This is a genomic window from Mesorhizobium sp. P2_C4, assembly GCF_056404575.1.
In genome coordinates, this window is record NZ_JBFUDT010000004.1 from 602,964 (window position 1) to 625,478 (window position 22,515).

Consider the following 22,515-nt stretch of genomic DNA (forward strand, 5'->3'; position numbering starts at 1 on the left):
GATTTGGGAGGGTAAAAAATGGCAGAAACGAAACGAACCCAGCCGCTGGCCCGCGATGCCATGGCCTATGTGCTGGCCGGCGGCCGCGGCAGTCGCCTCAAGGAACTGACCGACCGTCGCGCCAAGCCCGCGGTCTATTTCGGCGGCAAGACGCGCATCATCGATTTCGCGCTCTCCAACGCGCTCAATTCCGGCATTCGCCGCCTCGGCGTCGCCACCCAGTACAAGGCGCATTCGCTGATCCGCCACCTGCAGCGTGGCTGGAACTTCCTGCGGCCCGAGCGAAACGAAAGCTTTGACATCCTGCCAGCCAGCCAGCGCGTTTCGGAAACGCAGTGGTATGAAGGCACGGCGGACGCCGTCTACCAGAACATCGACATCATCGAGGCTTACGGGCCCGAATACATGGTCATCCTGGCCGGCGACCACATCTACAAGATGGACTATGAGCTGATGCTTCGTCAGCATGTCGATGCCGGCGCCGACGTCACCGTCGGCTGTCTCGAAGTGCCGCGCATGGAAGCCACCGGCTTCGGCGTCATGCATGTCGATGCCAAGGACAACATCATTGCCTTCGTCGAAAAGCCGGCCGATCCACCGGGCATTCCCGACAAGCCGGAATTCGCGCTGGCCTCGATGGGCATCTACGTCTTCAAGACCAAGTTCCTGATGGAGCAGTTGCGCCGCGATGCGGCCGAGCCGGGCTCAAGCCGCGACTTCGGCAAGGACATCATCCCCTACATCGTCCAGCACGGTAAGGCGATCGCCCATCGCTTCGCCAAATCCTGCGTCCGCTCGACGATGGAAAACGAGGCCTACTGGCGCGATGTCGGTACGGTCGACGCCTATTGGGAAGCCAATATCGACTTGACCGACGTCACGCCGGAGCTCGATCTCTACGACCGCGACTGGCCGATCTGGACTTACGCCGAACTGAAGCCGCCGGCAAAGTTCGTGCATGATGAGGATGGCCGCCGTGGTTCGGCTGTGTCCTCGCTGGTGTCAGGCGATTGCATCGTGTCGGGCGCTTCGCTGAAGAAAAGCCTGATCTTCACCGGCGCGCGCATCAACTCCTATTCGACGCTCGAGGAAGTCGTCATGTTGCCCGACGTTCATGTCGGCCGGAACGCAAAGTTGAAGCGCGTGGTCATCGATCATGGCGTAAGGATACCGGAGGGGCTGGTGGTCGGCGAAGACCCCATCCTCGACGCCAAGCGCTTCCGCGTTTCCGAAAAAGGCATCTGCCTTGTCACGCAGGACATGATCGACAAATTGAAGCTGTAGCGGATTAGGATTGTTGTGAATGCAGGTTCTGTCGGTCACGCCCGAGATTTTTCCGCTGATCAAGACCGGCGGGCTGGCCGACGTAACCGGCGCCTTGCCCATCGCATTGGCGGCCAAGGGCGTGATCATGCGAACGCTCATCCCGGGCTTCCCCGTGGTGATGGACGCCTTCAAGAAAAAGAAGGCCGTGCACCAGTATCCGCTGTTGCAGGGCGGCAAGGCTTCGGTGCATGCCGTCCAGGTCGCCGGGCTCGACCTGTTCGTGCTCGACGCGCCGCATCTGTTCGATCGCCCTGGCGGTCCCTATGGCAATGCGGCCGGCGCTGACTGGCCCGACAATTGGCGGCGTTTCGCGGCCTTGAGCCAGGTCGGCGGCGACATCGCCGGCGGCGCCATATCAGGCTACCAGCCGGACCTCGTCCATGCCCATGACTGGCAGTCGGCGATGACGCTCGCCTATATGCGCTACGGCAAGGCGGTCGGCGTCCCTTCGATGATCACCGTCCACAACCTTGCCTTCCAGGGCCAATTCGGCGCTGGTATCTTTGGTGAGCTTGGCCTGCCGGCAGTCGCCATGGCGCTCGACGGCGTCGAATATTACGGTGGCGTCGGTTTCCTGAAAGCCGGCCTGCAGGCTGCCTGGGCGATCACCACGGTCAGCCCGACCTATGCCCAGGAAATCCGCGCACCGGAATTCGGCATGGGCCTCGATGGCCTCATCAACATGCGCTCGACCGATCTCTACGGCATCGTCAACGGCATCGACACCGACATCTGGAACCCGGAGACCGACAAGCAGCTGGTCTCCACCTACACGGCCAAGACACTCAAGGCGCGCGCTCCCAACAGGGCCGCCGTCGAGGATCGCTTCAGCCTCGATCGCGACGACAGCCCGATCGTCTGCGTCATCAGCCGGCTGACCTGGCAAAAGGGCATGGACATACTGGCGGCGGTCGTCGACGGCATCGTCGCATCCGGTGCGCGGCTGGCGATCCTGGGCTCCGGCGATGCCGGCCTCGAAGGCGCGCTGCTTGCCGCCGCCGCCCGCCACCGCGGCCGCATCGGCGTCGTCGTCGGCTATGACGAGGTTCTGTCCCACACCATGCAGGGCGGCTGCGACGCCATCATCATCCCGTCGCGTTTCGAGCCGTGCGGGCTGACCCAGCTTTACGGCCTACGCTACGGCTGCGTGCCGGTCGTCGCCCGCACCGGCGGCCTCGCCGACACGATCATCGACGCCAATGAAGCCGCTGTCTCGGCCGGCGTGGCAACCGGCTTCCAGTTCGCGCCCGCCAACGCTGGCGCCTTCCTTCACGCCATCCGCCGGCTGGTGGAGGCGCACGCCAACCCGGCGATCTGGACGTCGATCCAGCGGCAAGGCATGAAGGCCGATGTGTCGTGGGATCGAAGCGCTGAAAAATACGTTCAACTCTATCGCTTGCTGCTTTCGAAAAGGGCTGCCTGAGGCATGATAAGAACCGTCGCCACCAAACCCTATTCCGACCAGAAGCCCGGCACCTCCGGGCTGCGCAAGAAGGTGCCGGTGTTCCAGCAGGAGCACTATGCCGAGAACTTCATTCAGTCGATCTTCGATGCGCTGGAAGGTTTTGAGGGCAAGACGCTGGTGATCGGCGGCGACGGCCGCTTCTACAATCGCGAGGTTATCCAGAAGGCCATCGCCATGGCGGCGGCCAACGGTTTCGGCAAGGTGATGGTCGGGCAGGGCGGCATCCTGTCGACGCCGGCGGCCTCGAATGTCATTCGCAAATACAAGACCTTCGGCGGCATCATCCTGTCGGCCAGCCACAATCCCGGCGGCCCGCATGAGGATTTCGGCATCAAGTATAACGCCGGCAATGGCGGGCCGGCGCCAGAAAAACTGACCGACGCGATGTTCGAAAAGACCAAGACGATTGCCAGCTTCAAGATCGCCGACATCGAACCGATCGATGTCGACAAGATCGGCACGGTCAAGGCCGCCGGCATGACGGTCGAGATCATCGATCCGGTCACCGACTATGCCGAGCTGATGGAAAGCCTGTTCGACTTCGACGCCATCCGCGCCAACTTCAAATACGGTTTCCGCATGCGCTTCGACGCCATGCATGCGGTCACCGGACCCTATGCCAAGGAAATCCTCGAGCGGCGGCTCGGCGCGCCCAATGGCACCTGCCGCAACTTCAAGCCCTTGGAGGATTTTGGCGGTCACCATCCCGATCCCAACCTGGTCCATGCCAAGCATCTCTATGACGAGATGATGGGACCGGACGCGCCGGACTTCGGCGCCGCTTCCGATGGCGACGGCGACCGCAACCTGATCATCGGCAAGGGCATTTTCGTCACCCCGTCGGATTCGGTGGCCATGCTCGCTGCCAACGCGCATCTGGCGCCCGGCTACAAAGCCGGCCTGAAAGGCATCGCCCGCTCGATGCCGACCAGCGGCGCTGCCGACCGCGTCGCCGAAAAGCTCGGCATCGGCATCTACGAGACGCCGACCGGCTGGAAGTTCTTCGGCAATCTGCTCGACGCCGATATGGCGACGATCTGCGGCGAGGAGAGTGCCGGGACCGGCTCCAACCATGTCCGCGAAAAGGACGGCCTTTGGGCGGTACTGTTGTGGCTCAACATCCTGGCGGTGCGCGGCGAAAGCGCCAGAGAGATCGTCACCGAGCACTGGGCGAGCTATGGCCGCAACTACTATTCGCGCCATGACTACGAAGAGGTCGAGAGCGACCGCGCCAACGCGCTGGTCGACGAACTGCGCGCCAAGCTTGCCTCGCTGCCGGGCACCAGCGTGCGCGGCATGAAGGTCGCCAGTGCCGATGATTTTGCCTATCACGATCCGGTCGACGGCTCGATCAGCAAGAACCAGGGCATCCGGGTGCTGTTCGAAGGCGGCTCACGCGTCGTCTTCCGCCTCTCCGGCACCGGCACCTCAGGCGCCACGCTGCGCGTCTATATCGAGCGCTACGAGCCGGACACAGCGAGGCATGATCTCGACACGCAAGAGGCGCTCGCCGACCTGATTGCGGCGGCCGATGATATCGCCGGCATCAAGAGCCACACCGGCCGCAACAAGCCGAGCGTGATTACTTGAGGTTGGCGGTGGCTTCACCCTCCCCCTTGGGGGGAGGGTCGATCCGCGTAGCGGATCGGGGTGGGGGTGCTCGTGATGCGCTTGCCCTGCGCCGCCCCCCACCCCGCTCACTTCGTTCGCGACCCTCCCCACAAGGGGGAGGGTGGAGGACGCGCCTGTGACCCAACTCGGCGCCACCATCACCCCGGAAGGCATCCGCTTTGCCGCATGGTCGTCGGCGGCGCGGCGTCTCTGGGTGTCAATCTTCGACGACGCGGGAAGCCGCGAGATCGACCGGCTTGAACTTCAGCCGGAAGGCGAGGGCGTCTACGCACTGTTCGTTGCCGGTCTCGCCGCCGGCACCAGATACGGCTTTCGCGCCGATGGTGACTATGCGCCGGGGCGCGGGCTGTGGTTCGACCCTGACAAGCTGTTGGTCGATCCCTATGCGGTCGAGATCGACAGGCCCTACGCCTATGACTGGCGGCTGGCCCAGCGCCGCGGCGAAGGGGCCGACACCGCCCCGCTGCTGCCGAAGGCCATCGCCGGCGCCTTGCCCCGGCCTGCGCCTGCCTTGCCGCCACTGTTCCAGCCGGGCGGCCTTGTCTACGAAGTGCCGGTGCGCGCCTTCACCATGCTGCATCCTGATATCCCCCAGGAGCAGCGCGGCACGATTGCAGCGCTTGCCCACCCCGCCATCATCGAGCACCTGAAGAAACTTGGCGTCGGAGCGGTGGAACTGATGCCGGTGACGGCGTCGATCGACGAACGGCACCTGCCGCCGCTCGGGCTGCGCAACGCCTGGGGCTACAACCCCGTCACCTTCATGGCGCTCGATCCGCGGCTTGCGCCCGGCGGGCTGGCCGAATTGCGCGAGACGATCGCCGCGCTGCGCGCCGCCGGCATCGGCACCATTCTCGATCTCGTCTTCAATCACACCGGCGAAAGCGACAGGCTTGGCCCGACGCTGTCGCTGCGTGGGCTCGACAATCGCGCCTACTATCGGCACGAGGCCGACAACAGGCTGGTCAACGACACCGGCACCGGCAACACGGTCGCTTGCGATCATCCGGTCGTGCGGGAAATGGTCCTCGATACGCTTCGTCACTTTGTCAGTCATGCCGGCGTCGATGGGTTCCGGTTCGATCTCGCGCCCATTCTCGGCCGTGTCGAGGGAACATTCGACGCCGACGCGCCGTTGCTGCGGGCCATGCACAACGATCCGGTTCTGGGCGATCGCGTGCTGATCGCCGAGCCTTGGGATATCGGCCCGGACGGCTATCAGCTCGGCAATTTTCGCCCGCCCTTCCTCGAATGGAACGACAAGTTTCGCGACGACATCCGCCGCTTCTGGCGCGGCGATCGCGGCATGGTCGGCGCGCTGGCGACGAGGCTGGCCGGTTCGTCCGACGTCTTTGCCAAAGGTGACCAGCGGACCAGCCGCTCGGTCAATTTCATCGCTGCCCATGACGGCATGACGCTGGCCGACATCGTCGCCTATGAGCGCAAGCACAACCAGGCCAATGGCGAGCAGAACCGCGACGGCCACAACGACAATTTGTCGTGGAACAACGGCGTCGAAGGTGAGAGTGGCGACGAGGCAGTAGCAAAGGCTCGCCTCGATGATCAGCGCGCGCTGCTGGCGACGCTGTTCGCCTCGCGCGGCACGATCATGCTGACAGCAGGCGACGAATTTGGCCGCACGCAGCGCGGCAACAACAACGCCTATGCGCAGGACAACGACATCATCTGGCTCGACTGGGCCGGCCGCGATCAGGCGCTGGAACGCCATGCCTTTGCGCTTGCCGCGATGCGTCGTGCCGCCGCGGCGCTCTCGGACACGCGCTTTCTAAGCGGCCAGCCGGCTGCGGGGCCGACCATACCCGATGTTGCCTGGCTGACGGAAACTGGTGTGCCGCTCGAAGAAGCCAGCTGGCACGACCCGGATCGGCATCGCCTTGTCATGGTGCTCGGCGCCGCCAGCGACGGCGATGGCCGTCTTGCCGTCATCTTCAACGGTGATCGCCGGGCCTGCGTTTTCACCCTGCCTCAGCGGGACGGATTTTTGTGGGCTGCGGCGCCAACCGACGCTGCCGACATTGCACGGCCGGTGCCGGGGCGAACGGTGATTTTCAGGATCGAACGCAAAGCCGGGCAGGCTGGCGCGAAGGAGAGATCTTAGTGGCCGATAACAATGCGCAGTGGTGGCGCGGCTGCGTCATCTACCAGATCTACCCGCGCTCCTATCAGGACACGACAGGCGACGGCAGCGGCGATCTCAGCGGTATCACCTCGAGGCTGGCTCATGTCGCATCGCTTGGCGTCGACGCTATCTGGCTGTCGCCCTTCTTCAAGTCGCCGATGGCCGACATGGGCTACGACGTCTCCGACTATTGTGACGTCGATCCGATGTTCGGCACGATTGACGATTTCGACGCGCTGGTCGCCGAGGCGCACCGGCTCGGCCTGAAGATCATCATCGACCAGGTCCTGTCGCATTCCTCGGACAAGCACGAATGGTTCGTCGAAAGCCGCGCCAGCCGCGATAACCCTAAAGCGGACTGGTATGTCTGGGCCGACACCAGGCCTGACGGCAACGCCCCCAACAACTGGCTGTCGGTGTTCGGCGGCCCGGCCTGGGAGTGGGATTCGACCCGCAGGCAGTTTTACATGCACAATTTCCTCGCCTCGCAGCCGGACCTGAATTTTCACAATCCCGAGGTCCAGGACGCGCTTCTCGAGACGGTGCGGTTCTGGCTCGAGCGCGGCGTCGACGGCTTCCGGCTGGATACGGTCAACTACTATGTCCATGACCGCTGGCTGCGCTCTAACCCGCCGCTGGCGGCGAGCGTTGCCGGCACCAATACCGAAACCAACACTTACCTCTACCAGGAACATCTGTTCGACAAGACGCGGCCGGAAAACCTTGCTTTCCTCCGGCGCTTCCGAGCGCTGCTCGACGAGTATGAAGGCCGCGCCGCCGTCGGCGAAATCGGCGACGAAGGTCGTTCGCTGCAGACGCTGGCAGCCTACACGTCCGGCGGTGACACGCTGCAAATGTGCTACACGTTCGACCTGCTCGGCCAGCAATTCTCGGCGGCGCACGTACGCGGCTGCGTCGAGGCTTTCGAGACGGCCGTTGCCGATGGCTGGGTCTGCTGGGCGTTTTCCAACCACGATGTCGTGCGCCATGTCAGCCGCTGGACGCGGCCTGGTGGCGATCCGGACACCGTGGCGAAGTTCTCCATTGTGCTTTTGTCCTGCCTGCGCGGATCGATCTGCCTCTATCAGGGCGAGGAGCTTGGGCTGGAGGAAGCGGAACTTGCCTTCGAGGATTTGCGCGATCCGTTCGGCATCCGCTTCTGGCCGGGAATCAAGGGCAGGGACGGCTGCCGCACGCCGATGGTCTGGGAGGCGGGCGCCGAGAATGCCGGCTTCTCCTCGGGCAGGCCGTGGCTTCCGGTGCCGGCAAGCCATCAGGCCCGGGCTGTCGATGTCGAGAATGGCAAGGAGGCGTCTGTGCTCGCCGCCTATCGGGCGATGCTCGCATTGCGCAAGCGGCATCCAGCGCTGTTGGACGGCTCGATCCGCTTTCTCGATGCGGAGGGCGATGTCCTTGCCTTCATCCGCGAAGGCGGCGGCGCGAAAGTGCTCTGCGTTTTCAATTTCACCGACGAGCCAGCCAACTGGCCATTGCCATCGGATCTGACTGCCATAGATACGATTGCTCTTGGCGGTGCCGGTGCGGTGTTGCAGGAGGACCGGCTGTCGCTGCCGCCGTTGGGATGCTTCCTCGGGCGGGTCAGCTAGCAGCTTCCGCAGCGATATACGGAACGTCGCTGTTTGCCTCGATCCGTATAGCGATACAACCATGCCGAGCAGAGGAGGTATCAAGAAGCAGCACTGCAGGATAAATTCTCTCGCCGACGTCGCGGAGGCTGTGTGCCTGCAAACGTCAACTCGAAGCAGGGCTTTTGGCGTTCGCGAGCGTGGTGCGGCTTTCGCCAAACCCTGGCTGCAAAACCAGAAAACCGGTGGAGCAACCGGAAGATGCAGCCAGTTGAAAGAGTGCTTTGAACTTTAATCTTTGCTGTTTTAGCGCGCAGCTACTCACTTTACGTCAAGCAGGGGGCGGTTGAAATAAGATTTCCGTCTGTCTAGTCTCCAGCCACCAGCTGCCGGAAAAGGGAACCGGCGGTGCGCTCAAAGGGGCCAGATATCGGTCTCGGGGCGTCAACACTCGAAAGGCGTGGCTGATGGCTGCGCCACAGGGAGAAACTTCATGCTGAAAAACATGCTGAAGGCGACGCTGGTCGCCACAACCATGACCTTTGCCGCCGGCACGTTCCTGACGCCGGCCCTTGCCGAGACTGTCTATAACAGAGGCAGCGCCGCCGAAGCGGAGACGGTCGATCCGCACAAGACCTCGACCGTCTATGAAGCCGATATCATCCGCGACCTGTTCCAGGGACTGGTCATGCACGATCAGAAGACGAACCTCATTCCGGGCGCCGCCGAAAGCTGGACCGTGTCCGATGACGGCACCGTCTACACCTTCAAGCTGCGCAAGGACGGCTTGTGGTCGGATGGCAGCCCGGTGACGGCGGACGACTTCGTCTATTCCTTCCGTCGGCTCGAGGATCCGGCGACCGCCGCCGAATACGCTTCCATGCTTTATCCCGTGAAGAACGCCGAGGAAGTCAACACCAAGAAAGGCAAGCCCGAGGATATGGGCGTCAAGGCGATCGACGCCAACACCCTGGAAGTGACGCTGAAGGCGCCGACTCCCTACTTCCTCGAGATGCTGACCCACCAGGCGACCTATCCGGTCAACAAGGCTTCGATTGACAAGCTCGGCGCCGAGTGGATCAAGCCGGGCAATCTGGTTTCGAACGGCGCTTATACGCTGGCGGAGTGGATTCCCAACGACCATATGAAGCTGGTCAAGAATTCGAAATTCTGGGACGCCGCGACCGTCAAGATGGACGTGGTCAACTACATCCCGACAGAAGACCGCTCATCGGCGATGAAGCGCTTCGAGGCCGGTGAACTCGACAGTTACGGCGATCTGCCGACCGAACAGCTTGCCGACCTCAAGACCAAGTTCGGCGATCAGGTCCGCGTCGGACCGTATCTCGGCACCTACTACTATGCGATCAAGACCGACAAGGCGCCGTGGGACAATCCCGAGCTGCGCACCGCCGTCTCGATGGCGATCGACCGCGACTTCCTTGCCGAGAAAGTCTGGCAGAACTCGATGCTGCCTGGCTATTCGATGGTCCCTCCCGGCATCGCGGGCTACACACCGGCAATGGCCAAATTTGCTGACATGCCGCAGATCGACCGTGAGGACGCCGCCAAGAAGATCCTCGAGAAACTCGGCTACACGCCCGAGCATCCGCTGAAGATGGAGATCCGCTACAACACCTCGGAGAACCACAAGAACACCGCGGTTGCCATCCAGGAACAGCTGAAGCCGCTTGGCGTCGAGGTGACGCTGCTCAACACCGACACCAAGACCCACTATTCCTTCCTCGAGCAGAAGGGCAACTATGACGTGGCGCGCGCCGCCTGGATCGCCGACTACAAGGATCCGGAAACCTTCCTCGGCATTTCCCGCAAGGCGAGCGGCAACAACTATTCGGACTATGTCAGCCCGGCATATGAAGCGGCCATGGACAAGGCTGCGGCTGCCGGCGGCAAGCCAGAAGACCGCATGAAGGACCTCACTGAGGCCGAGCGCATCCTCATCGACGATGTCGGCCAGATCCCGCTTCTCTACTACAGCTTCCACGATATCGTTTCCTCGAAGCTGCATGGCTTCGACGACAATGTGATGGACATCCATCCGTCCCGCTTCGTCTCCAAGGACTGAATCATCCCTTGACTGGACCGCCGCGCCTCATCTGGGTGCGGCGGGCCGGTCGGTCATCGCACCGGTCCGAAAGTCGTGGTCGATTTTTGGCTAGCCCGGTGCGAAGATTGGAGGCGCCGGAGCGTGGCAATGCGTCTGCATGGACGTAATGTCGCTCTGGCCGAAGCGGGGCGCCGATGCTGCGATATATTCTCCGGCGGCTTCTGACCGCCATACCGACGCTATTCGTCATCGTGACCATGGCGTTCTTCCTGATACGCGTCGCACCGGGCGGCCCGTTTAATCAGGAGCGGGGCCTGAGCCCCGAGATCAGGGCCAATCTGGAAGCCCAGTTCGGGCTGGGCGATCCGCTCTGGCTGCAATATGCCCACTATCTCGGCAATCTGCTGCGCGGCAATTTCGGGCCGAGCTACAATTTGCCTGACTTCACCGTCACCGAACTCTTCGCCAAGGGCTTGCCTATTTCAGTCCAGCTCGGCACCTCCGCGCTGATCCTGGCGCTGCTGCTTGGTTCGGTGCTCGGCACCATTGCCGCGCTCAACCAGAACAAGCTTGGCGACTATACGGTGATTGCGCTGGCGACTGCCGGAAGCACCATCCCCACCTTCGTCATCGCGCCGGTGATCCAGCTTGTGTTCGGGTTGACCTGGAAACTGTTGCCGATCGGTGGTTGGGGTGATGGCGCCTTCATCAACAAGGTCGGCCCAGTACTGACGCTCGCTCTGCCGCAGATCGCCATCGTCGCCCGCCTGATGCGCGGTTCGATGATCGAGAGCTTGCGCTCGCATCACATTCGTACGGCGCGTGCGCTTGGCCTGTCGGATTGGTCGGTGGTGGTCAAGCACGCGCTGCGCGGCGCCATACTGCCGATCGTCTCCTTCACCGGGCCGGCAGCCGCGGCGCTGCTCACCGGTTCGGTCATCGTCGAGACCATCTTCTCCATTCCCGGCGTCGGCCGCTATTTCGTCGATGCCGCGCTCAACCGCGACTACACGCTGGTGATGGGAACCGTGGTGGTGATCGCGCTGTTCACCATCGTCTTCAACCTGATCGTCGATGTCATGTACGCGGTCGTCGACCCGAGGGTGCGCTATGACTGACATCGCAGCCACCGCCGCCCCGCCGGCCGTCGTCGGCCGCTCGCTCTGGGGCGATGCCTGGGCGCGGCTCAAGGCCAACCGCGCCGCCATGTTCAGCCTCTATTATCTAGCCTTCATTGGCGTCATCAGCGTGTTCGGGCCCTGGTTCGTGCCGCATCAATACACCACCATCTACGCCGACTATGTGCGCACGCCGCCAAGCTTTTCATCCTATCCGAAGCCCGACATGATCGAGACGGCGCTCAAGGATGCAATCAAGCGCATGCGCGTCGACATCAAGGAGTGGAAGCAGGAGGGCGATCGCGTCACCGTCACCGTCACCTCGACCAAGCCGATCGACGAGCGCAACATCCGCTATCTCGACCGCTCCGATGCCTTTGACGATACCAAGATAGAGAGCAAATCGCCCGACGGGCTCGAATTGACGATGACTGCGTCGGTCAAACAGCAGTATTTCCTGTTCGGCACCGACAACACCGGGCGCGATCTGTTGTCGCGCACGCTGATGGCAGGGCGCATCTCGCTGGCCATCGGTCTGCTTGCCGGTGTCGTCGCCGTGGTCATCGGCGTGCTTTACGGGGCCGCGGCCGGATTTTCCGGCGGCAAAATCGACGAGGTGATGATGCGCATCGTCGACGTGCTCTATTCCTTGCCGTTCATCTTCTTCGTCATCATGCTGGTGGTGTTTTTCGGCCGCAACTTCGTGCTGATGTTTTTGGCGGTCGGCGCCGTGCTGTGGCTCGATATGGCGCGCATCGTGCGCGGACAGGCGCTGTCGATCCGGCGCCAGGAATATGTCCAGGCGGCCGAAGCCATGGGCGTTGGCCAGCGCGGCATCCTGATCCGCCACGTCATCCCCAATCTGCTTGGCCCGGTGGTGATCTACATGACGCTGCTGGTGCCGCAGGTGATCATTCTGGAAAGCTTCCTGTCGTTCCTCGGGCTCGGCGTCCAGGAACCGATGACCAGCTGGGGTGTGCTGATTTCGGTCGGCGCCAAGAACATCGGCACCGCCAACTGGCTGCTGCTGTTTCCGGCCTTCTTCCTCGTCTCGACGCTGTTTGCGCTGAATTTCGTCGGCGACGGCCTGCGCGATGCGCTCGACCCGAGAGATCGATAAGGATGGGGACCGCCGAGATGAAAACTCCCGAAACGATCCTCAGCGTCAAGGACCTGCGCGTCCGGTTTCGCACGCTCGATGGCGCCGTCGAAGCGGTCAAGGGCATCAACATCCATGTCAAGGCGGGCGAGACCGTTGCCGTCGTCGGCGAATCCGGTTCCGGCAAGAGCCAGACGATGATGGCGGCGATGAGCCTGCTGGCCTCGAACGGTGAGGCCACTGGCAGTGTCGACTATCGCGGCCGCAACCTTCTGACGCTGAGCAAATCCGAATTGAACAAGGTCCGCGGCGCCAAGATCAGCATGATCTTCCAGGAGCCGATGACCTCGCTCGATCCGCTTTATTCGATCGGCAACCAGCTGATCGAGCCGATCCGCAAACATCGCGGGCTGAACGCGGCCGAAGCGCGCGAAGAGGCGCTCAAGCTTATGCGGCTGGTGCATATTCCCGATCCCGAGCGGCGGATGAAATCCTACCCGCACGAAATGTCGGGCGGCCAGCGCCAGCGCGTCATGATCGCCATGGCGCTGGCCAACGATCCCGACATATTGATCGCCGACGAACCGACGACGGCGCTCGACGTCACCATCCAGGCGCAGATTCTGATGCTGCTGGCCGAACTGCAGCGCAAGCTCGGCATGGCGATCGTCTTCATCACCCACGATCTCGGCATCGTCCGCCGCTTTGCCGACCGCGTCTATGTCATGCGCTATGGCGAGGTGGTCGAGGAAGGCGAGGCGCAAGCGCTGTTCGCCAACCCGCAGCATGCCTATACCAAGATGCTGATTGCCGCCGAACCGACCGGCACCAAGGCGCCGCCGCCGGCCAAGGCGCCTGTCCTGCTCGAAGGCAGGAACGTCGAGGTGACCTTCAAGATCGGCGGCGGTTTTCTCGCCGGCGAGCCGCTGCTGCTGCGCGCGGTCGACCACATTTCGATCCGGCTGCAACGCAACCAGACCATCGGCATCGTCGGTGAATCCGGTTCGGGAAAATCGACGCTCGGCCGCGCTCTGCTGCGGCTTTTGCCCAGCGACGGCGTCATCCGTTTCGGCGACCGCGATATTTCCGGCGCCGACCGTCAGGCGATGCGGCCGCTGCGGCGCGAATTGCAGCTGGTCTTCCAGGATCCGTTCGGCTCGCTGTCGCCGCGCATGACCATCGGCCAGGTCATCACCGAAGGGCTTCTGGTGCACGAGCCGAGCCTGTCGGGCAAGCAGCGCGATCTGCGCGCGGTCGAGGCCCTGCTCGAGGTCGGGCTCGATCCCAATTCGCGCAACCGCTACCCGCACGAATTCTCTGGTGGCCAGCGCCAGCGCATCGCCATTGCGCGCGCCATGATCCTCAAGCCCAAAGTGGTGGTGCTCGACGAGCCGACCTCGGCGCTCGACCGCTCGGTGCAGAAGCAGATCGTCGAGCTGCTGCGCAAGCTGCAGGCCGACCACGAACTGTCCTATCTCTTCATCAGCCACGATCTCGCTGTGGTGCGGGCGATGGCCGACTACATCATCGTCATGAAGCAGGGCAAGATCGTCGAGGAGGGGCCGACCGAGGCGATCTTCAGCAATCCGCAGGACATCTACACGCAGACGCTGATGGCGGCGGCAATCGATGTCACGCGGTTCAGATTGAGTGCCTAAGGCGGACGGCGACAGCCAGGCATTCTGGCCGTGTCAGTTCATTCCGGCGATGCCTGGCACTTGCGGGCTCTGACGGCCGCAATCGCCTCTTCCTGCTGCTTCAGCCGGTCGATCCTGGCCGTTTCGCGATCGGCGACGGCAGTCTTGACGCGCGTGCCGCCCCACAGCCAGCTTGGCACGCTGGTATTAGCAACCTTGCCGCGACTGATGGCCGTTTGGGAGATCTCACGGGCGATGCTTCCCACGGCATTGTTGAGCTCGACGCAGGTCATCGTGTCGTATTTCGCCGGATTGACCGCTCCGCCCATCGACGTGCAGCCACCGACAACGAGCAGCAGGAGCAAAACAGGGAGCGGCAACCGTGCCGTCGAAATCAGCGTCATATCCGCAGCCTCACTCCAGCACTGCCACTTCGGCAACTGATCATAGTGTCGAGGTAGAGCAGGCTATCGTTTCGTCAAAAGCATCCTGCGCTGTCAAGTGCGTGCCCGAATGCGGCAGCAGCAGATGCTGCGCGGCCGGCCTTGGCCCGCCGCTATGAAACGCAGCATTTTCCGGGAGATCGTGCTTTTTCGGGAGAACAGCTAAGTCGCTGTTTTTTCTGGTCGGAGTGGCAGGATTTGAACCTGCGACCCCCTCGTCCCGAACGAGGTGCGCTACCAGGCTGCGCTACACTCCGTGACCAGACCGCGGGCTTATAGCCGCCGTACTTCGTTCCTGCAAGCACCAATGGCAGCGCTTCTGTCGCATTTCGTCCCCTTTCGTCGGACATCGCTGGCAAGCCGGGATTTTCAGGTCGGATAAACATGGCTTAATGGCTTGTGTGCTAAGCAGCCGCCTCGAAACGACGTGAATCCAGCCGCTTGGAGTTTGCTGCCTTGACCATGAAGATCGTTGGCGACGCCCGGCACAACACCTTCGAGTTTGAAACCTCGGCGCTGATCAAGGCGTCCGGGTTTCGCGAATATGACGCCCGCTGGTGGTTCGGCCATCCGGGCTCGGAAGTGCCGCCGCAGCTCAATCTGATCGGCGTCCAGGCGCTCGGCATGGGGCTCGGCACGCTGATTCGGCGCCTCGGTGCCGGGCCCGACATCGTCACCGGACATGATTTCCGCTCCTATTCGCTTGGCATCAAGCTGGCGCTGGTGTCCGGGCTGATGGCCGCCGGCGCGCGGGTCAAGGATGTCGGCCTGGCGCTGTCGCCGATGGCCTATTTCGCCCAGTTCGCGCTGGGGACCCAGTCGGTCGCCATGGTCACGGCCTCCCACAACGAGAACGGCTGGACCGGCGTCAAGATGGGCGCGGCACGTCCGCTGACCTTCGGCCCGGAAGAGATGGGCGCGCTGAAGAAGATCGTGCTGGCCGGCGACTTCGACCTTGTTGGCGGCGGCACCTATGATTTCGTTTCCGGCTTCCGCGAGACTTATCTCGACGATCTGACTGCGGGAAAGCGCATCTCGAGACAACTGAAGGTGGTCGTCGCCTGTGGCAATGGCACCGCCGGCGCTTTTGCGCCGGAAGCACTGGCGCGGATCGGCTGCGAGGTCATCCCACTCGACGTCGAGCTCGATCACACCTTCCCCCGCTACAATCCCAATCCCGAAGACATGCGGATGCTGCACGCCATCCGCGACAAGGTACTGGAAGCCGGAGCCGATGTTGGCCTCGGCTTCGACGGCGACGGTGACCGCTGCGGCGTCGTCGACAATGAAGGCGACGAGATCTTCGCCGACAAGGTGGGCGTCATGCTGGCGCGGGATATTTCGCGGCTCCACCCGGGCTCGACCTTCGTCGTCGACGTCAAGTCGACCGGGCTGTTCAACACCGACAGCGTGCTGCGGGAGAATGGCGCCGTCACCGACTACTGGAAAACCGGCCACTCCTACATAAAGCGCCGTGTGGCCGAACTCGGCGCCATCGCTGGCTTCGAAAAGTCCGGCCACTTCTTCTTCAATCCGCCGGTCGGGCGCGGCTATGACGATGGCATCATCACGGCGATCGCCATATGCCAGATGCTGGATCGCAACCCGGGCAGCTCGATGGCCGATCTCTATCACGCCCTGCCGCTGACCTTTGGCACGCCGACCATGTCGCCGCACTGCCCGGACGATGTGAAATATGGCGTTGTCGAGCGGGTGGTCTCCGACTTTCAGGCCATGCAGAAGGACGGCGCCATTTTCGCCGGCCAGAAGATCGCAGACCTCATCACCGTCAACGGCGTGCGTGTCGTGGCCGAGGACGGCACCTGGGGGCTGGTGCGTGCCTCGTCGAACGAGCCGGCGCTTGTCGTGGTGGTGGAGAGCCCGGTATCGTCCGAGCGCCGCTGGCAGATGTTCGAAGCCGTCAATGCCGTGCTGCGCCGTAGCCCGGAAGTCGGCGCCTACAACCAGACTTTTTGAGGATCTCATCGCATCCTGAGAGGCCAACGAAATGGGGTAAGCGGATCCCGCGCCTTGCATTGCTGGTCCGCTTGCCCAAGGATTTCATGGGCTACAGGCACTCAGGCGGCGGAAGATGTCCGCCCAAGAGTGCTCCAGTCGAATTCTCGCGCCCAATCAGAAAAACTGTGCCAGCGGACCTCCGGGAAATCCCTGCGCAAGGCGGCGATGTCGACGTCGTAGCCGACGCGGTCGAACCATTCGAACATGAGGGCCGCATCCTCGCTCTGCTGACGGGCCGCGGCGATCGGGATTTCCTGGTAGCCGATCGGGCGGCCGATGGCCTCGGACAGGATCTTCGCTTGCGCTTCGCCGGACAATTCGTCGCCGGCGAAATCGAAGCGCTTGCCGAACACCTGCTCTCGCCGTTCGGCCAAAGTGGCAACGAAGGCGCCGATGTCCGTGAGGGCGACCAGTTGCAGGATGCGCATTTGTGGCATTGCAAAGGCATAGGTGCCCTGGCTGAGCGCACCGATCGACCATGGCGCGACGACATTCTCCATGAACGCAACCGGCGCACTGATCGTGTAGGGGATGCCCAGCCCAACGACATGTTTCTCGACGAGATATTTGCTTTCGAAATGCGGGATGCCGGTCTTCTTGTCGGCGTCGGCAACGGACGAATAGATCAGATGTCCGACGCCGGCAGCCTTTGCTGCGTCGGCCGCAAGAATCCCCTGGCGAGTTTCCGCTTCCAGCCCGGCCTCGTAGCTGTTGCCCATCAGGAACATTGTGTCGACGTCTTTTGCGGCCTTCACGACAGAGGCTGCGTCAGCAAGATCGCCAACCACGACATCGGCACCCGCTGATGCCAGCTGCCGCGCACTATCGCTGTCCGGCTTGCGCGTCAGCGCCCTGACGCGATGCCCCTTGGCCATCAGGGCGCGCGCAACGGCGCCGCCTTGCTGGCCGGTAGCGCCAGTCACCAAAATGCTTCGTTTGCTGGTCATCTCGTTTGCTCCTTTTGTTCGTGTGGAGCAAAGTTAGGGTCTGTCGAATTGATGCATAATTGCCTATAATTGGAAAACTTTGTCCCATTCATGGATATAATGTTCGACCTTAACGACGTCGCGATCTTTGCCCGTGTTGTGGAAGCCGGCAGTTTCACAGCTGCCGCGCGTCTGCTGGCCATGCCAAAGACGACAGTGAGCCGCCGCATAGCCGCGCTCGAGCGCGAGGTCGGCGTCCGCCTGCTGCAGCGCACGACACGCAGCCTCAACATGACCGACGCCGGTCGCCTCTACTATGAGCAGAGCAGCCAGGCGCTGCGGACGATCGAGGAGGCAAATCTGCGCCTTGCCGAGGCGAGGGCGGAACCATCCGGCACGATCCGCATTTCGGCGCCCGTCGGTTTCGGCGCCTATTTCCTCAACAGTGCCGTGGTCGCCTTTCTTGAGATCTATCCAAAGACCAAGGTCGAGCTCCGCCTGACTGACGACAGGCTCAATCTGGTCGAGGACGGCATCGATCTCGCTTTCCGCACCGGGGTACTGCAGGATTCGACGCTGATTGGCCGCAAGCTCGGCTCCACGCACAGGCTGCTCTGCGCTAGCCCGGACTATCTCGCGCGCAATGGGGTGCCGGAAGGCCCGGCGGACCTCACGCACCATCTGTGCGTCATCGCAGGTCCTTCGACCTCGGCCGCTCATTGGGTGTTGGACGGGCCAGGCGGCCAGGAAACGGTCATGGTGGCCGGGCGCTTCGCCGCCAATGAAATGCAGGCGGTCGTTGCGGCCGCGCTTGCGGGCTTCGGCGTCGCCCAATTGCCCCAGGCAATTGCCGAGGGGTTGATCAATGAGGGGCGGTTGCACCGCGTCCTTGGGGACTACACGACACCGGCCGGTGGCCTCCACGTTCTCTATCCGAGCAGCCGGCACCTTTCGCCTTTGGTCAAGGCTTTCATCGAGCTGGCGGCCGAGCGCATTTCCAATCGGCTAAACACAGCTTAAAGGCATGTGCAATAAGCAGTCGGCCACAACCAATTCCTGAGCGCGAGACCTGAATGACCGAGCGGATCGTCAGTTTTGTCATGAGCGGCGGCGTCGGCTCGCGGCTGTGGCCGCTGTCGCGCGAGGACAACCCGAAGCAATTCCATGACCTGTCGGGCGACGGCTCGATGCTGGTCAAGACGCTGCGCCGGCTGACGGACAGGCCCAGCGGCGAAACGCCGATCTTCCTGATCGCCTCGGAAAGGCATGCCGAGCGCGTTCGTGCCGACCTCGCCGGTATCGACCTGTCCGGCGGCGGCCCGCTGTTCGAGCCGACCGGCCGCAACACCGCTGCAGCGGTAGCGCTGGCGACGCTGCGCACGCTGTCCGACTTCGGCGACAGCCTGGTGCTGGTGGTGCCGTCGGACCATGAGATCGCGACGGCGCGGCAATTCTGGCAGAGCGTCGAGGCCGGCAGCGCGGCGGCGCGTGCGGGCCGGTTGGTGGTGTTCGGCATCAAGCCGACCCAGCCCGAAACCGGTTACGGCTATATCGAGGTCGCTGGCGAGAAGGGTGGCGTCTTCGACGTGTCGCGTTTCGTCGAAAAGCCCGACCTTGCGACGGCGCAGAACTATCTCAAGGCTGGAAATTTCTACTGGAACACCGGCATCTTCCTGTTTCGCGCCAGCGCCATGCGCGACGCTTTCGCCGCTTTTCGGCCGGATATCTGGAACACGACAGAGGCCGCCTACAAGGCCGCGACATCTGACCTGTCCGGTCTCTACATGCCGCTGGAGCTCTATGGCGCCATTCCGTCGAACTCGATCGACTATGCGATCATGGAGCACGCCAAGGACATTGCGATGGTGCCGGCCGGCTTCCGCTGGAACGATCTCGGCTCCTGGCAGTCGCTGCTCGATGTCGGTCCGTCGGACAGCGCAGGCAATGTCATCGTCGGCGACGTCGTCGCCATCGATTGCGAAAACTCCTACATCCGCAGCGATGGCCGGCTGCTCTCGGCCATCGGCATGAAGGACGTCGCCATCGTCTCGACCGCCGACGCCACCTTCGTCGCCCCGGTCAGCCACAGCCAGCACGTCAAGAAAATCGTCGAGCAGTTGGAAAAATCCGGCCGGCTGGAGACACGATTCACGCCGGCGCATGACCGCGTCATCGAGAGTGGCGCCTGGCGCCGCCGCGTCCGTCACTGGCTGTTTCAGGAGACCTTGCCGCTATGGTCGACGGTTGGCGTCGACGAGCGCCATGGCGGGTTCCACGAGGCGCTGGGCTTCGACGCCACGCCGCTGATGAAGCCCAAGCGCATGCGGACCCAGGCCCGCCAGATCTATGCCTTCGCCGTTGCCAAGGCACACGGCTGGGACGGTCCCGCCGACCGGCTGATCGGCCACGGCATCGACTTCATCGCCGGCAAGGGCCGCACCGGCAGGGGCGGCTGGGTGCGCACGCTCAATGTCGATGGCAGCGTCGCCGACGCCACGGAAGATGCCTACGATCATTCCTGCGTGCTGCTGGCGCTGGCGCACGCCCATCTCTCTGGCAATCCGGATGCACTGCGGCTTGGTGAGGCAACCTTCGCCTTCCTCGACGCCCATCTGGAGGACAGCCGCATGACCGGTTTCCTCGAGACATCGAACGGCGAGGGCGAACGGCGCTCCAACCCGCATATGCACCTGCTCGAGGCCTTCCTGGCCTGGCATCAGGCGACCGGCGAGCGCACCTATCTGCGCCGCGCCGCCCGCATCATCGACCTGTTCCGCAGCCATTTCTTCGACCCGGAGAGCTGGACGCTCGGCGAATATTTCGACGCCGAATGGAAACCGGCGGCTGGCGAGAAAGGCTCATGGACGGAGCCCGGCCACCATTTCGAATGGGCCTCGCTGCTGGTCGATTTCGCCGCGCGCAGCGGCCAGAGCGAACTGACCGGCTTTGCCCGAAAGCTCTACGCCTCGGCCATCGCTAACGGCCTCAACCGCGCCACTGGCCTCGCCTATGGCGCTGTGTCGCGGCAAGCCCTGCCGCTCGACCTGCTATCGCGCAGCTGGCCGCAGGCCGAAGCGGTGAAGGCAGCGATTGCGCTGGACGGTTCGGGCGGACCTGACCTCAAGCCCGAGATCGAGGCGCGTGTCGGCCGGCTGTTCCGCTGGCACATCGACCCGGCGCCGCTCGGCCTGTGGATCGACCGCATCGACGAACGCGGCCGCTCGCTGGCGTCGGACGTGCCGGCCAGCATCTTTTATCACCTGGTCTGCGCGCTGACGCAGTATCTGGATAGGACGGCTGAGAAGGGGTGAGGGCAGCAGGCCCAGGAGCCGACCGCCTCATTCCTTCACGCCCCCCTCTGTCCTGCCGGACATCTCCCCCTCAAGGGGGGAGATTGGCAGCTTCGCCGGCAGCGCCTCTTTTGCGACGTTGGAGTTTGGCGAAAGCATTGATGACATCCGATCTCCCCCCTTGAGGGGGAGATGTCCGGCAGGACAGAGGGGGGCGCTGTCCYGCCGACTTCTCAGTATGGCGACGCCACATCCCCGGTCTCGACATAGATCGACTTCAGCTGCGAATAGAGCGCCAGCGCTGCCAGTGAGTTCTCGCGCCCAATGCCCGACTGCTTGAAACCGCCGAACGGGATTTCCACCGGCGTCAGATTGTAGGCGTTGATCCAGCAGGTGCCGGCCTGCAGCTCGGCGATGACGCGGTGGGCGCGCGGCAGGTCGCGCGTGAACACGCCGGCGGCGAGGCCGAATTCGGTGTCGTTGGCGCGGTCGATAACCTCGTCCTCGCCGTCGAATTTCAACACGCTCATCACAGGCCCGAAAATCTCCTCGCGCGCGATGCGCATGCTATCGGTGACGCCGGTGAACACCGTCGGCTCGACGAAGAAGCCGCCGCCAAAACCCTGCAGCGAAGGCACGCCGCCACCGCAGGCGAGCGTAGCGCCATCCTGTTTGCCGATCTCGATATAGCCGACCACCTTCTCATGCTGCGCCTTGGAGACCAGCGGCCCCATCTGCGTCTCGGGATCGAGCGGATCGCCGATGCGGATCTTTTTCGTCCGCTCGACCAGCCGTTCGACGAAGCGGTCGTGGATACCGCTCTGGACGAAGACGCGTGTGCCGTTGGAGCAGATCTGGCCGCTCGAATAGAAATTGCCGAGCATGGCGCCGCCGATGGCGTTTTCGAGATCGGCGTCGTCGAAGACGATCAGCGGCGACTTGCCGCCAAGCTCCATGGTGGCGTGCTTCATCTTCGAACCGGCAAGCGACAGCACCTTGCGACCGGTCGGCACAGAGCCGGTCACCGAGACCTTGGCGACGACATCATGGCCGACAAGCCCGGCGCCGACATCGCCAAAACCTTGCACGACGTTGAACAGCCCATCGGGCAGGCCGGCTTCGGTGTAGATTTCGGCCAAAGCCAGCGCCGACAGCGGCGTGTTCTCCGATGGCTTGAACACCATGGCATTGCCCATGGCGAGCGCCGGGGCGGATTTCCAGCCGGCGATCTGGATCGGGTAGTTCCAGGCGCCGATTCCGACGCAGACGCCAAGCGCCTCGCGCCGCGTGTAGGCGAAGGGCCCACCGAGGTCGACGGATTCGCCATTGTAGGCAGCGACCGCGCCGCCAAAATATTCGAGGCAATCCGCTGCCGACGGCGCATCCGCGACCAGCGTCTCCTGGATCGCCTTGCCGGTGTCGAGCGTCTCGATGCGGGCGAGGTCGGCATTGCGGGCGCGCAATATGTCGGCGGCGCGGCGCAGGATGCGCCCACGCTCCACCGGCTTCAGCCGCGCCCAGGCCGGTTGTGCTGCCCGCGCGGCCTCAATGGCGAGTTCCACCACGTTCGGCGTCGCCGAACGCAGCATGGCGATGGTCTCGCCGGTCGCCGGATAGATGACCGGCAGCGGCGCACCGCCTTCGTCCTCGATGTAGCGTCCATTGACATAGTGCGATGCCGTGGGCTGGGCGCGCATGGGAGGTCTCCAAGTCGTCTTCGCCCCAGATGGGCGGCTCAATCTATCGGCGGTTCAAACTGTTGGGGG

General features: G+C 63.3%; 15 protein-coding genes and 1 tRNA gene. 12 read left to right on the top strand and 4 right to left on the bottom strand.

The annotated features are described in order from the left end of the window. The first annotated feature begins 18 nt into the window (after positions 1–18). The 9 genes from glgC to AC1DX6_RS19310 all read left to right on the top strand — a co-directional run bounded on the left by glgC (position 19) and on the right by AC1DX6_RS19310 (position 14,092). Positions 19–1,284, top strand: coding sequence for a glucose-1-phosphate adenylyltransferase (gene glgC, locus AC1DX6_RS19270; RefSeq protein WP_477316136.1), 1,266 nt, complete (start codon positions 19–21; stop codon positions 1,282–1,284). A gap of 19 nt (positions 1,285–1,303) precedes the next feature. Then, the gene (glgA, locus tag AC1DX6_RS19275) at positions 1,304–2,749 is read left to right on the top strand and encodes a glycogen synthase GlgA (protein ID WP_477316138.1); all 1,446 of its coding nucleotides are present in this window, start codon (positions 1,304–1,306) and stop codon (positions 2,747–2,749) included. Between the two features lie 3 nt (positions 2,750–2,752). Further along, positions 2,753–4,381 carry an alpha-D-glucose phosphate-specific phosphoglucomutase gene (locus tag AC1DX6_RS19280; protein ID WP_477316140.1) on the top strand — a complete coding sequence of 543 codons (1,629 nt, stop codon included), beginning with the start codon at positions 2,753–2,755 and terminating at the stop codon, positions 4,379–4,381. Between the two features lie 157 nt (positions 4,382–4,538). Continuing rightward, complete coding sequence (gene glgX, locus AC1DX6_RS19285) at positions 4,539–6,542, top strand: glycogen debranching protein GlgX (RefSeq protein WP_477316142.1); 2,004 nt, start codon at positions 4,539–4,541, stop codon at positions 6,540–6,542. Next, positions 6,542–8,170 (top strand): beta-galactosidase BglA, encoded by a 1,629-nt coding sequence (gene bglA, locus AC1DX6_RS19290; RefSeq protein ID WP_477316144.1) that lies wholly within the window; start codon positions 6,542–6,544, stop codon positions 8,168–8,170. The genes glgX and bglA overlap by 1 nt, the downstream gene beginning before the upstream one ends. Before the next feature lie 472 nt (positions 8,171–8,642). Beyond that, a complete protein-coding gene (locus tag AC1DX6_RS19295; protein WP_477316146.1) occupies positions 8,643–10,235 on the top strand; it encodes a peptide ABC transporter substrate-binding protein in 1,593 nt (530 codons plus the stop codon). A gap of 176 nt (positions 10,236–10,411) precedes the next feature. Next, positions 10,412–11,335, top strand: a complete 924-nt coding sequence (locus tag AC1DX6_RS19300) for an ABC transporter permease subunit (protein WP_477316148.1) — start codon at positions 10,412–10,414, stop codon at positions 11,333–11,335. Then, complete coding sequence (locus tag AC1DX6_RS19305; protein WP_477316150.1) at positions 11,328–12,455, top strand: ABC transporter permease; 1,128 nt, start codon at positions 11,328–11,330, stop codon at positions 12,453–12,455. The genes AC1DX6_RS19300 and AC1DX6_RS19305 overlap by 8 nt, the downstream gene beginning before the upstream one ends. 17 nt (positions 12,456–12,472) lie before the next feature. Further along, positions 12,473–14,092 (top strand): ABC transporter ATP-binding protein, encoded by a 1,620-nt coding sequence (locus AC1DX6_RS19310; RefSeq protein ID WP_477316152.1) that lies wholly within the window; start codon positions 12,473–12,475, stop codon positions 14,090–14,092. 38 nt (positions 14,093–14,130) lie between these two features. On the opposite strand, the gene AC1DX6_RS19315 is transcribed toward AC1DX6_RS19310, so the two are convergent. Then, positions 14,131–14,475 carry a hypothetical protein gene (locus tag AC1DX6_RS19315; protein WP_477316154.1) on the bottom strand — a complete coding sequence of 115 codons (345 nt, stop codon included), beginning with the start codon at positions 14,473–14,475 and terminating at the stop codon, positions 14,131–14,133. A 219-nt stretch (positions 14,476–14,694) separates the two neighbouring features. Further along, positions 14,695–14,771 (bottom strand) — tRNA-Pro (locus tag AC1DX6_RS19320). A gap of 199 nt (positions 14,772–14,970) precedes the next feature. Here AC1DX6_RS19320 and AC1DX6_RS19325 point away from each other — a divergent pair. Further along, positions 14,971–16,491 (top strand): phosphomannomutase/phosphoglucomutase, encoded by a 1,521-nt coding sequence (locus AC1DX6_RS19325; RefSeq protein ID WP_477316156.1) that lies wholly within the window; start codon positions 14,971–14,973, stop codon positions 16,489–16,491. A 101-nt stretch (positions 16,492–16,592) separates the two neighbouring features. On the opposite strand, the gene AC1DX6_RS19330 is transcribed toward AC1DX6_RS19325, so the two are convergent. After that, a complete protein-coding gene (locus AC1DX6_RS19330; protein ID WP_477316158.1) occupies positions 16,593–17,480 on the bottom strand; it encodes an NmrA/HSCARG family protein in 888 nt (295 codons plus the stop codon). Positions 17,481–17,579: 99 nt separating this feature from the next. Here AC1DX6_RS19330 and AC1DX6_RS19335 point away from each other — a divergent pair, with 99 nt between their 5' ends. Together AC1DX6_RS19335 and AC1DX6_RS19340 are read left to right on the top strand one after the other, a co-directional pair. After that, positions 17,580–18,479, top strand: coding sequence for a LysR family transcriptional regulator (locus AC1DX6_RS19335; RefSeq protein WP_477316160.1), 900 nt, complete (start codon positions 17,580–17,582; stop codon positions 18,477–18,479). A gap of 53 nt (positions 18,480–18,532) precedes the next feature. Continuing rightward, on the top strand, positions 18,533–20,770 hold the full coding sequence (locus AC1DX6_RS19340; RefSeq protein WP_477316162.1) for a mannose-1-phosphate guanylyltransferase/mannose-6-phosphate isomerase: 2,238 nt from the start codon (positions 18,533–18,535) through the stop codon (positions 20,768–20,770). A 212-nt stretch (positions 20,771–20,982) separates the two neighbouring features. Here AC1DX6_RS19340 and betB read toward each other — a convergent pair whose 3' ends face one another. Next, complete coding sequence (betB, locus tag AC1DX6_RS19345; RefSeq protein WP_477316164.1) at positions 20,983–22,446, bottom strand: betaine-aldehyde dehydrogenase; 1,464 nt, start codon at positions 22,444–22,446, stop codon at positions 20,983–20,985. Between the last annotated feature and the right edge of the window lie 69 nt (positions 22,447–22,515).